At 75.4% G+C, this 11,201-nt stretch carries 12 protein-coding genes; 4 read left to right on the top strand and 8 right to left on the bottom strand.

Going from position 1 to position 11,201, the window contains the following annotated elements; genetic code table 11:
- The 4 genes from NT8_RS24190 to ychF form a co-directional block, all read right to left on the bottom strand.
- On the bottom strand, positions 1-448 hold a 448-nt coding region (locus NT8_RS24190; protein ID WP_067974137.1), incomplete at its 3' end, for a conjugal transfer protein.
- A 13-nt stretch (positions 449-461) separates the two neighbouring features.
- Positions 462-767 (bottom strand): hypothetical protein, encoded by a 306-nt coding sequence (locus tag NT8_RS24185; protein WP_067974134.1) that lies wholly within the window; start codon positions 765-767, stop codon positions 462-464.
- 84 nt (positions 768-851) lie between these two features.
- Complete coding sequence (locus tag NT8_RS24180) at positions 852-1,838, bottom strand: conjugal transfer protein (RefSeq protein WP_067974131.1); 987 nt, start codon at positions 1,836-1,838, stop codon at positions 852-854.
- A gap of 301 nt (positions 1,839-2,139) precedes the next feature.
- Complete coding sequence (ychF, locus tag NT8_RS24175; RefSeq protein WP_067974127.1) at positions 2,140-3,234, bottom strand: redox-regulated ATPase YchF; 1,095 nt, start codon at positions 3,232-3,234, stop codon at positions 2,140-2,142.
- 206 nt (positions 3,235-3,440) lie between these two features.
- Here ychF and NT8_RS24170 point away from each other — a divergent pair, with 206 nt between their 5' ends.
- From NT8_RS24170 to NT8_RS24160, 3 genes are all read left to right on the top strand, one after another.
- Positions 3,441-4,400 carry an FkbM family methyltransferase gene (locus tag NT8_RS24170; protein ID WP_067974125.1) on the top strand — a complete coding sequence of 320 codons (960 nt, stop codon included), beginning with the start codon at positions 3,441-3,443 and terminating at the stop codon, positions 4,398-4,400.
- 75 nt (positions 4,401-4,475) lie between these two features.
- On the top strand, positions 4,476-5,849 hold the full coding sequence (locus NT8_RS24165) for a DNA recombination protein RmuC (RefSeq protein WP_067974122.1): 1,374 nt from the start codon (positions 4,476-4,478) through the stop codon (positions 5,847-5,849).
- A gap of 31 nt (positions 5,850-5,880) precedes the next feature.
- Positions 5,881-6,432, top strand: coding sequence for a DUF6542 domain-containing protein (locus tag NT8_RS24160; protein WP_245646312.1), 552 nt, complete (start codon positions 5,881-5,883; stop codon positions 6,430-6,432).
- A gap of 21 nt (positions 6,433-6,453) precedes the next feature.
- Here the strand turns inward: NT8_RS24160 and NT8_RS24155 are convergent, their stop codons facing one another.
- From NT8_RS24155 to NT8_RS24140, 4 genes are all read right to left on the bottom strand, one after another.
- On the bottom strand, positions 6,454-6,657 hold the full coding sequence (locus tag NT8_RS24155; protein ID WP_067974140.1) for an exodeoxyribonuclease VII small subunit: 204 nt from the start codon (positions 6,655-6,657) through the stop codon (positions 6,454-6,456).
- A gap of 94 nt (positions 6,658-6,751) precedes the next feature.
- The gene (gene xseA / locus NT8_RS24150) at positions 6,752-7,978 is read right to left on the bottom strand and encodes an exodeoxyribonuclease VII large subunit (RefSeq protein WP_067974119.1); all 1,227 of its coding nucleotides are present in this window, start codon (positions 7,976-7,978) and stop codon (positions 6,752-6,754) included.
- A 55-nt stretch (positions 7,979-8,033) separates the two neighbouring features.
- Positions 8,034-8,876, bottom strand: coding sequence for a patatin-like phospholipase family protein (locus tag NT8_RS24145; protein ID WP_067974116.1), 843 nt, complete (start codon positions 8,874-8,876; stop codon positions 8,034-8,036).
- Between the two features lie 19 nt (positions 8,877-8,895).
- Positions 8,896-9,684: a hypothetical protein gene (locus NT8_RS24140; protein WP_067974112.1), complete on the bottom strand. Its 789-nt coding sequence runs from the start codon at positions 9,682-9,684 to the stop codon at positions 8,896-8,898.
- 305 nt (positions 9,685-9,989) lie between these two features.
- On the opposite strand from NT8_RS24140, the gene NT8_RS24135 reads away from it, so the two are divergent.
- Positions 9,990-10,958, top strand: a complete 969-nt coding sequence (locus NT8_RS24135) for a 4-hydroxy-3-methylbut-2-enyl diphosphate reductase (protein WP_067974109.1) — start codon at positions 9,990-9,992, stop codon at positions 10,956-10,958.
- Positions 10,959-11,201 lie beyond the last annotated feature (243 nt).

Genomic DNA, 11,201 nt, shown 5'->3' with positions numbered 1-11,201 from the left:
CGGCCGCGCGGCGGGCGCGCTGCGCGCGGCCGCGCCCCTTGGCCGGGCGGCGGGCGACCGCGGGCAGGGGGCCGGCGGCCGGGTCGCGGTGCCAGACGCGGACCGTGACCCGGACCTCGGCGGGCTCGTGCTCGGGCGCGAGCCGGGTGTAGACGCGCGCCTCGGTGAGGTAGCGCCCCTGCGACAGGAGCAGCTCGGTGAGGCGCTTGCCCTCGATGACGGGGCGGGTCGCGAAGAACGTGATGACGAAGGGGGGGACGAGCCAGACCACGTGCCACGGGGTCACCCAGGGCACCCCGATGATGTTCATCAGGGCGAACCACACGGCGCAGGTGCCCAGGTACACACCGAGCGAGACGACGGGAAGCGGCTGCGGCAGCCGGAAGTCGTAGAGCTTGTACAGCCGCTTCTCGATACGCCAGATGTTGGTGTACGTGGGCAGGTCCACGTCCCCGGCCTCCCTACTCGGTCGACACGCCCATGGCTCGCGCGATGGCCACGGCGGTGACCTCGATGATCCCCGGAACGTAGAACACGATCCCGATGAAGATCGCCAGGACGATGAACTGGGCGAACCGGGTGATCTCACGCGTGAACAGGAAGAAGATCGCGACGACCGACACGATCACCAGGAAGAGCGGCCCGAAGAATCCCCGGAGGAAGTCGGCCAGGCCGGAGGTGTCGGGGGCGTCCTCCGTGGCCGCCAGGACGATCGGGCCGGCGAGATCGGCGGCCGCGTACGCGGCGCTGGTCAGGAGGGGGAGCATGTTAGTCGCCGTCCTCCCGTGCCGCACATCTGAACTGCATGATCCGTCATCTCCTTGCGTGCTGTCCCAGTCGGCGTCCCGACCCTATTCGCCGAACGACTGCGGGGCTCCTTGGATGTCGCGCACATACCAGTTCTCACCGTCCTTGACGACGGTGATCTGGTAGCTCTGGGTGAGGTCGGCGGGCGCGTCGGCGTCGCCGCCCGCGAGCCGCCACACCACGGTGGCCGTGGCCTGGCGGACGTCGCCCTCGCCCGCCGCCGCGGCGGGGACGGTGACGTCGTCGAGTTCGGCGAACTCCAGGGTGCCCTGCGGAAGCGGCGACACGCGGGCACCGGGCTCGATGAAGCTGGAGAGGTAGTCGGGGTCCTCGGCGTAGGCGCCGAAGAAGCCCTCCAGGCGGGGGGTGAGCTCCTCGCGGGCGGCGGCGTCGGTCTCGGCGGACGCGGCCTCGGGGAGTTCGGCCCGGTCGGGGGCCGCGAGCAGGGCGGGCGGGCCCGACACCACGAGGGAGGTGTCGTCGGCGGCGTAGACCGGGACGTCGAGGCTCATGGGCTCGCCGTTGACGTCCGCGGTCAGGGTGACGACGGCGTTGTGGTCGTCGCGCACGTCGGTGGCGACCACCCGGACGTCCTCGGTGGTGAGGGCGCCGTCGATGTTGAAGGCGGTGGCGCGCCCCTCGGGCACGAAGGCGGCGAGGGCGTCGGCGCGCTCCTGCCCCTCGGTGCCGGAGGTGTTGAGGTAGGTCTCGGCGAAGCGGGTGGCGAAGGCGGCCGCCGCGGTCTCGGGGAAGGCGGGCTCCTCGGCGGGGGCCTCGGTCTGGCCGGACGACTCGGCGAGGCCGAGGCCGCCGCGCAGCGGCGCCCAGACGCCGTTGACGATGACGACGAGGATGAACGCCCAGAGCACGGCCCGGCCGACCCACACCCACCAGCGCCCGCCTGACCCGGCGCGCGGCCGGCGGCCGCGGCGGGGGGCGCCGGCGGGGGGGTCGAAGGTGTCGTACGCGTCGTCGCCAGGGGCACCCTCGCCGGGTGCGCCGCCGCGCCGCGCGGTCGACCTGCGGGCCATCACGCCTCCCCATCCATCGGGTCCCAGCCCGAAGGCCGCTTTCCCGAAGCCATGTCTACCCCATACCTATGGTGAGGCATTGTTCGGATCCGGGCCGCCAATGGCGTCCGCGTTTTCTCCCCGACCGCACGTTCTACCCCGGTCCATGGGGGACCAATAACCCCTACCAGGGCAATACAAGCAGAACCCAAGAAACCGGCGGGGTCAACGGGCCATATCCGGCCCGACCGGAAAGGAAGGTAGCGCTGTTCGGGAAGGCGGGTGTGGCGTTTGCGGTCCGCCCGACGGGGTCCCCGGCGGGTCAGACGTTGAAGCGGAACTCCACGACGTCGCCGTCGGCCATCACGTAGTCCTTGCCCTCCATGCGGGCGCGCCCGGCGGCCTTGGCGGCCTGGAGGGAACCGGCTTCGACCAGGTCGGAGTAGGAGACGACCTCGGCCTTGATGAAGCCCCGCTGGAAGTCGGTGTGGATGGTCCCGGCGGCCTCGGGCGCCGTCGCCCCCTTCTTAATGGTCCAGGCCCGCGCCTCTTTCGGACCGGCCGTTAAGAAGGTCTGCAGCCCGAGAGTGGCGAACCCGACACGGGCGAGCTGCGCCAGCCCGGATTCGGTCTGCCCCATCGACTCCAAGAGCTCGGCCGCTTCGTCGTCGTCGAGCTCGGCGAGCTCCGCCTCGATCTTGGCGTCGAGGAAGATCGCCTCGGCCGGCGCGACCAGCGCCGACAGCTTGGCGCGCAGCGCCTCGTCGCCGAGCTCGTCGGTGTCGAGGTTGAAGACGTAGATGAAGGGCTTGACGGTGAGCAGGTTCAGCTCGCGCACCAGCGCGAGGTCGATGCCCGCCGCGGCCGCGCCCGCCGACAGGCTGGTGCCGCCGTCGAGCAGCTCCTGCGCGGACCGGGCGGCGGCCAGGATCTCCTGGGCGTGCCGGTCCTTGGCGTTGCGCTTGGCGTCCTTCTCCAGCCTGGGCAGCGCCTTCTCCAGGGTCTGCAGGTCGGCGAGGATCAGCTCGGTGTTGATGGTCTCGATGTCGCGCGAGGGCTCGACGTCGCCGTCGACGTGGGTGACGTCGGCGTCCTCGAAGGCGCGGATGACCTGGCAGATGGCGTCGCTCTCGCGGATGTTGGCCAGGAACTGGTTGCCCAGCCCCTCGCCGACGGAGGCACCGCGGACGATCCCGGCGATGTCCACGAAGTCGACGGTGGCCGGGATGATCTTGGCGGACCCGAAGATCTCGGCCAGCTTCTCCAGGCGGGGGTCGGGGACCCCCACGACGCCGACGTTGGGCTCGATGGTGGCGAACGGGTAGTTCGCCGCGAGGGCGTCGTTCTTGGTCAGGGCGTTGAACAGCGTGGACTTGCCGACGTTGGGCAGGCCGACGATTCCGATGGACAGGCTCACAGGGACGAAGTCTAGGCGGTCGGCGGCCCTCCGGCGCCGTGCCGGGACCCCGCCGGGGCCCCGGGCGCACGGGGACGTTTCAGCGGTCCGGGGCCATCTTCGGAGGAAACGGCCTGCGGAAACGCCTCCGGCGGAGTACGTTCGAACGACATGCCGGGCGGCCGCGCCGCCGCGCCTCCGCCCGCCCGACCCCAGGGGGGAGCCCAGTGGTACCCGGCCAGGTGCGGGCGTTCGTCCGCCGCCATCCCGCGGTCCGCCACGCCACGCGGCAGATCCGCATCCGGCTCCCGCTGCGGTTGGGCGGCCTCGACCCCGCCCTGGTGCCGCCGCGGGTGCGCCGCTTCGACCTCGCCCTGCCGGTGCCGCCCGGCCGCGCCGCCCTCCCGCCGCTGCGGATCTCCGCGCCGGGCGACGCCCGGGTGCCGCGCCGGCTGGAGGCGGACGGGCTGGCCGGCCACTGCGGCGGCCCGCTGTCGGTCCTGCTGGCGGCGCTCGACGCCGGCCGGCCGGGGGCCGTGCTCGACATCGGGGCCAACATCGGGGTGTGGTCCGCGGTCGCCGCGGCCTGCGCCGGGCGTACCGCCTACGCGTTCGAGCCGGCGCCGCGGGTGGCCGCGACGGCGCGCGGCATCGTCCGCGACAACGGGCTCGACGTGCGGGTGGTCGAACTCGCGCTGAGCAACCACAGCGGTGTCGGGGCGCTGCACCTGTCGCCGGTCGCCGACACCGCCAACACGCTCGCGCCGGGGTTCCGGCCGGGCGCGGGCCGGGTGCCGGTGCGCGTCGACACCCTGGCGCACTGGCGCGAGGGGGCCGCGGTGGTGCCGGCGGCCGCGGTGGTCGACACGGGCGACGCGGTCCCCGAGGTGGTCGCCGGGGGGCTGGAGGTGCTGCGCCGCTTCCGGCCGTGGCTGCTGTGCGCGGTGCCGCCCGACCGCGGGGTCGAGGAGCGGCTGATGGCGCTGCTCGAACCGCTCGACTACTGCTGGTACCACCTGTGCGGGGCGCCGCCGCACCCGCTGCGGGCGGTCATCGCGGGCTGCCGGTGCCGCCCCGCCTGCCGGATGTGGCTGTTCGCCCCCGACCCGGTGTCCGCCGCCGTGTGGGCGGCGGCGGCCGCCTGGCAGGCCGCGATCGACGCCTGCCGCCCACCGCCCCCGGGGTGACATGTCCGGTGATGTCCGCCCGCGCGCGCGTGGCGCGCGGGCCGGGGGCGCCCGGGGTTGAGAGCATGGGCCGCTATGGACGGTCTCAGCGTGATCCTGGTGCTGCTGGTGGGAATCGCGGTCGGCACGGCCTTGGGCTGGCTGCTGGCGCGCGGGCGGACCGCGGAGTCGCGGGCCGAGGCCCGGGCCGCCGAGGAGCGCGCCGCCTACGTCGAGGAGCAGCTCGCCGACCGCTTCCGCGCGCTGTCGGCGCAGGCCCTGGACGCCACCAACCAGCGCTTCATGGAGCTGGCCGAGGGGCGGCTGCGCGCGGTGGGCCTGGAGGCGGGCCGCGACATGGACGAGCGGCGGCAGGCGGTGGAGCGGCTGGTCGCCCCGCTGACCGAGACCCTGGGCCGGGTGCAGGACCAGCTGCGCGAGGTCGACGCGGGCCGGCGCGCGGCGCACGCCCAGCTCGCCCAGCAGGTCGAGTACGTCCGCGAGGGCTCGGAGCGGCTGCGCGACCAGACCCGCGCGCTGGTCACCGCGCTGCGCCGGCCGGAGGCCCGCGGCCGCTGGGGTGAGCTGCAGCTGCGCCGGGTGGCCGAGCTGGCCGGGATGAGCGCCTACTGCGACTTCGACGAGCAGGCGCAGGCCGGCACCGACGACGGCCGGCAGCGCCCCGACATGGTGGTGCGGCTGGCCGGCGGCAAGAACATCGTGGTCGACTCCAAGGTGTCGCTGGCGGCCTACCTGGAGGCGGCGGAGTCCGAGGACGACGCCGCCCGCGCCGACCGGATGTGCGCGCACGCCCGCCACCTGCGGACCCACGTCGACCAGCTCGCCGCCAAGTCCTACTGGGCGGCGTTCAGCCCGGCCCCCGAGTTCGTGGTGCTGTTCGTGCCGGGCGAGGCGTTCCTGGCGCCCGCGCTGGAGGCCGACCCGGCGCTGCTGGAGCACGCGATGGCGCGCCGGGTGCACATCGCGACGCCGACGACGCTCATCTCGCTGCTGCGCACCGCCCAGTACGCCTGGCAGCAGGAGGCGCTGAGCGAGAACGCGCGGGCGGTGTTCGAGCTGGGCAAGCAGCTGCACGCCCGGTTGGCGACGCTCGGCGGGCACGTCGACGGGCTGGGGCGGTCGCTGTCGCGCACGGTCGCCGCCTACAACCAGGCGGTGGGGTCGCTGGAGAGCCGGGTGCTGGTGACGGCCCGCCGGTTCGAGGAGCTGGGCCTGGTCGACGGGGAGCTGGACCGGCCCGCCGGGGTGACCGAGCAGGCGCGGCCGATGGCGGCGCCGGAACTCGCCGGCGGCATGCGCGAAACGCCGCAGAACGGGCATGAATCGGACGGAGCGGAAGCGGTGGACCCCCGCGTCGAACTGTACGGGCCGGCCTTCGGTGACCCGGTGGCCGACGGCGACACGACACCCCGGGAAGAGCCGGAACTTTCACCGAGAGTGACACACTGAATACCGTGAGTCATATTAGGGAGCTGCGGCCATGGTGACGCACAAGGCGGAGGGTACAGACGAGTCGGCGCGCCTCGCGGAGCGCCCGCCCCGGCGGGGCCCCGCGCGCTCCGGGGCGGTCCCCGCCGCGTCCCCGGCCGCGCGGCGGCGCGGCCTCCGGCTGACCGGCCGCGGCGGGGTCCTCGCCGTGGTCGCCGGCAGCCTCGCGGCCGCGCTCGCCGCCCACGCCCTGGGCCTGCCCGCCGTCGACGGCGGCGGGTTCGTCGCGGTGTGCGTCGCGGCGGCGCTCCTGGTGCGCCCCTCCGACCTGCTGTCGCTGACCGTCAGCCCCCCGCTGGCCTACTTCGCCGCCGCCCTCGCCGCCGAGTCCGTCCTGACCCTCGGCTCCGCCGGGTTCGCCCGGGGCGTCGCGATCGGCATGGCCACCCGGCTGGCCGAGGCCGCGCCGTGGCTGTTCCTGGGCACCGCCCTGGTGCTGGTGATCGCCGTGTTCCGCGGGCTGCCGGGCAGCGTCCGCGCCTTCAGCGACGAGGTCAACGGGCGCGCCCGCCGCGCCCCGCGCGACCCCCGGGCGGCGCGCTGACGGTCCCGGCCGGGCCGCCGGTCAGAACGGGGCGTCGGGGTCGTTCCCGGCGTCCTCCACGGCGGCGGCGAGCCGGGCGCGGGCGCCCTCCAGCCACTGCTCGCAGACGCGGGCCAGCTCCTCGCCCCGCTCCCACAGGGCCAGCGACTCCTTGAGCGTCAACCCGCCCGACTCCAGGCGGCGCACGACGGAGTCGAGCTCCTCGCGCGCCTCCTCGTAGCCCAGCGCGGGCTCGGCGGCCGGGCCGCCCTCGCCGGTGTCCCCGGCGGTGTCCTCGGTGGTGTCCTCGGTGGTGGTATCGGTAGCCACGGTCTCCCCCTCAGTCGTCGGTGTCCTCGCCGCCGGTCCCCCCGGCGGTGGCGGTCAGGCTGTCCTCGGCGAAGCGCAGCCGCAGCTCCTCGCCCGGCGCGACCTCGGCGGCCGCGCGCACCACGGCGCCGTCGGCCCGCTGCACGACTGCGTAGCCGCGGGCGAGCGTGGTGGCGGGCGACAGGGCGTGCAGCCGGGCGCGGGTGTGCGCCAGCCCGTCGCCGGCCCGGTCCAGCGACGCGGTGACGCAGCGGCGGGCGCGGTCGCGCAGCCCCTCGATCTGCTCGGTGATCCGGTCGATCTCGCGCAGCGGGCTGGCGAGGACCGGCCGCGACCGCATGCCGGCCAGCCACGCCTGCTCACGGGCGATACCGCCCTGCAGGACGCGGCGGCCCCGGTCGCGGAGCTGGCGGACGTGGCGGAGCTGCTCCCCCACGTCGGGCACGACCTTCTTGGCGGCGTCGGTGGGCGTGGACGCCCGGACGTCGGCCACCAGGTCGAGCAGCGGGGTGTCCTGCTCGTGGCCGATGGCGCTGACCACGGGGGTGCGCGTGGCGGCGACCGCGCGCACCAGCGCCTCGTCGGAGAACGGCAGCAGGTCCTCCAGCGACCCGCCGCCGCGCGCGATCACGATGACGTCCACCCCGGGCAGGCCGTCGAGCTCCTTGAGCGCGTTGACGACCTCGCCCACCGCGCGGTCGCCCTGCACCGCGACCTCGCGCACCTCGAAGCGGACGGCCGGCCAGCGCCGCCGCCCGTTCTCCAGGACGTCGCGCTCGGCCGCCGAACCGCGCCCGCAGATGAGGCCGACCGTGCCCGGCAGGAACGGGGGTCGGCGCTTGCGGGAGTCGGCGAACAGCCCCTCGGCCGCGAGCACGGACCGCAGCCGCTCCAGGCGGGCCAGCAGCTCGCCCAGGCCCACGTGCCGGACCTCCAGGGCGAGCAGCGAGAACGTCCCCCGGGCGACGTAGAAGTCGGGTTTGGCGTGCACGACCACGCGCGCCCCCTGCTCGGGGGCGGGGGCCGCGGCCTCCAGGACCCGCACCGGGCAGACCACCCGCACCGACACGTTGGCGACGGGGTCGCGCAGGGTCAGGAACGCCGTCTGGCCGCGCCGGTTCAACTCGGCGATCTGGCCCTCGACCCAGATGCGGCCGAGGCGGCCGATCCACCCGCCGACCGCCTGCAGCACGACGCGGACCGGCTGCGGCGCCTCGGCGGTGCTCTCCATACCCATGGCCCCGAGCGTAGAGGAGGCCGGGGTCATTCCGGGGACGCGGGCGGGCGCCGCGTCACCCCGCGGCGGTCCAGGCGGCGGCCACGCGGTCGGCGGCCCGCTCGGCCTGGGCGCGGCCGGCGCGGGCCGCCGCGGCGCGCCGGGCCGGGTCGAGGACGTTGCCGCCGATGGCGGCCCGCGCGGCGGCGTCCGGGACGACCAGGGCGGTCCGCGGCGCGCCGGGCAGTCCGGCGAGTTCGGCGGCCGGGGAGCGGACGGGGCCGAGGCCGCGGGCGATGGGGGCGAGGACGGCCACGCGGTCGCACCCGGCGGCGAGGTCGGCGCCGGTGGCGGAGTACACACCGCCGTCGACGTGCGGCCGGCCGCGCAGCGGCACCGGCGGCCACACCCCGGGGACGGCGCAGCTGGCCATGACCGCGTCGAGCAGCGGCACCCCGCTGTCGCGGTCCAGGACGGCGCGGCGGCCGGTGCGGGCGTCGACGGCGACGACGCGCAGGTCGGTGCCGTCCGGCCAGTCGCGGGTGGGCAGCCGGGCGGAGATCACCCGGCGCCGTTCGGCCGGCGAGGAGGTGGAGCGGCGGTGCGCCATGCGGCCGATCCGGGCGCGGGCGCGGTCCGGGTCGCGTTCGCGCACGAACGCCCACGCCCACCGGGCGAGGGCGGTGCGGGGCATGCGGGCGGCGGCCTCGCCGCGCGGTGGGCGGAGCTGGCGCGCGTAGAGGTCGTCGAGGTCGGCGCCGGAGGTGGCCTGGGCGCCGACCACCGACCCGGCGGAGGTGCCCACGACCAGGTCGGCGCCGGTGAGGTCGAGCCCGGCGCCGCGCAGCCCGGCGAGCAGGCCGAGCTCCCAGGCGATGCCGGTGATGCCGCCGCCGCCCAGGACCAGTGCCGTGCGCACGGCCGCCCCTTTCCGCCGCCTACTCGGCGGCGCCCTCGGCCGTGAGCTTGGCGATGCGGTTGTCGTACATGCGGATGAACTCGGGGCGCTCGGCGTGCGCGACCTCGTAGGCGCGCAGGTCGCGCACCTGCTCCAGGGTGAGCTTGCGCAGCCGGGCGCGGATGGAGGGCAGGGTGAGGTCGTCGTAGCCGGGCACGGCCAGGTCGTCGGCGGCGGGCGCGTTGCCGCGGCGCACCTTCTCCAGGACCTCGTCGCTGGCGACCTGGGTGGTGGCCTCGGCGGCGGCCAGCTCCTCGGCGACGGCGGCCTCCTCGCCCGGGGCGACGAGCGCGGGCTCGTCGGCCTTGGGCTCCTCGGGGGTGGCGCCCGCCTTGGCGTCGGGGCCGGTGGCGGAGGCGGAGGCCGTGCCGGCGGTCTGCTCCTCGACGCGCTCCTGGGCGGGGGCGCCGCCGGGGCCGGCCTCAGCGGCGGGCGCGGGGGCGGCCTGGGTGGCGTCGGCGCCGGGCTCGATGGTGGGGGTGGCGCCCTCGGGGGCGGGCGCGGTGCCGGGGGCGTCGCCGCCGGGCGCGGCCTCGGGCTTCGCGGTCTCCGGCGCGGACGCGGTCTCGGTCTTCTCCCGCTCCGCCTCCGGCTTCGCGGCCTCCGGCTTGGCGGTCTCCCGCGCGGCGGAGGCCGCGGTCCGCTCCGGCCGCTCCTGCGCGGGGGTGTCGGGCCCGGCGGCGCCGGCCGTCGAGGCGGCGCGGTCCTTCGACCCGAAAATGCCCTTGACCTTGGACATCAGCTTGCTGGCGATGGACGGGTTCGACATGGGACTGGGGGCTCCTGATGCTCGGCAAAGGTGTGGGGTGGCGGCGCGCTCCCCGGGATCGGACCAGGAACCGCCCCCGTGCGGACCGCCGCGACGGTTCCCCGCTGCGCTGGTCAACCAGAATAGGGGAGTAAGGGTCGTCTGAAGTGCGTTGAATGTGAATGCTTTCGCCGCGCCGCGACGGAATAGTGCACGGACCGTTATCCCCCGGTCATCGAACGGCACCCGCCCGGTGGCGCGGGCCCCGGCGGTGGGTCCGGTCACAGCGGGGGCCCTGGGTGGCGGGGCGCCCGTAGGATGGGGGCATGACTGCGACGAATCGCCGCCGTGTCCTGCTCGCCAAGCCCCGGGGCTACTGCGCCGGGGTGGACCGCGCCGTCGTCACGGTCGAGAAGGCCCTGGAGCAGTACGGCGCCCCCATCTACGTCCGCAAGCAGATCGTGCACAACACCCATGTCGTGAGCACGCTGGAGCGGCGCGGCGCCGTGTTCGTGGAGGAGACCGACGAGGTGCCCGAGGGCGCCATCGTGGTGTTCTCCGCCCACGGCGTCTCGCCCGTGGTGCACGAGGAGGCCGCGCGCCGCCGGCTCAAGACGATCGACGCCACGTGCCCGCTGGTCACCAAGGTCCACAAGGAGGCCAAGCGCTTCGCCGCCGAGGACCGCGACATCATCCTGATCGGCCACACCGGCCACGAGGAGGTCGAGGGCACCAGCGGCGAGGCCCCCGACCACATCCAGATCGTGGACGGCCCCGACGAGGTCGACAAGGTCCAGGTGCGCGACCCCGACAACGTGTCGTGGCTGTCGCAGACCACCCTTTCGGTGGACGAGACCAACGCGACCGTCGACGCGCTGCGCCGCCGGTTCCCGAACCTGCTCGACCCGCCCAGCGACGACATCTGCTACGCCACGTCCAACCGGCAGGACGCCGTGAAGGCCATGGCGCCCGAGTGCGAGCTGGTCATCGTGGTGGGGTCGGACAACTCCTCCAACTCGGTGCGGCTGGTCGAGGTCGCCCTGGAGGCCGGCGCCGACGCCGCGCACCTGATCGACAACGCGTCGCTGATGCGCGAGGAGTGGCTGGAGGGCGTCACCACGGTCGGCGTCACCAGCGGGGCGTCGGTGCCCGACATCCTGGTGCGCGACCTGCTGGAGCGGCTGGCCGGGTACGGCTACGACTCCGTCGAGGGGATCGAGACCGCGCAGGAGAGCCTGACGTTCTCGCTGCCCAAGGAGCTGCGCAAGGACCTGCGGGCCGAGCCGGTCGGCTGACCGGACACCCGACGACGGCGAACGGCCGCCGCCCCTGTGGGGGTGGCGGCCGTTCCCGTTGCGGGCCGGGGCCGGAACCCCGGCCCCGCACGGCTCAGTTCTGGCCGTTGAACCGGTCCTGGACGTGCTCGGTGGCCGCGGCGCCGGGGTCCTGCGCCACCTCGCCGGCGGCGTCGGCGTAGCCGCCCGCGGTCTCCTGGGCGGCGGTGAACTGGTCCTCGGCCTGCGCGCCGTACTCGCCGA

The sequence above is a fragment of the Nocardiopsis trehalosi NBRC 14201 genome (genome assembly GCF_001552555.1).
Classification (GTDB): domain Bacteria; phylum Actinomycetota; class Actinomycetes; order Streptosporangiales; family Streptosporangiaceae; genus Nocardiopsis_B; species Nocardiopsis_B trehalosi.
This window is presented reverse-complemented; position numbering and strand designations above follow the sequence as displayed.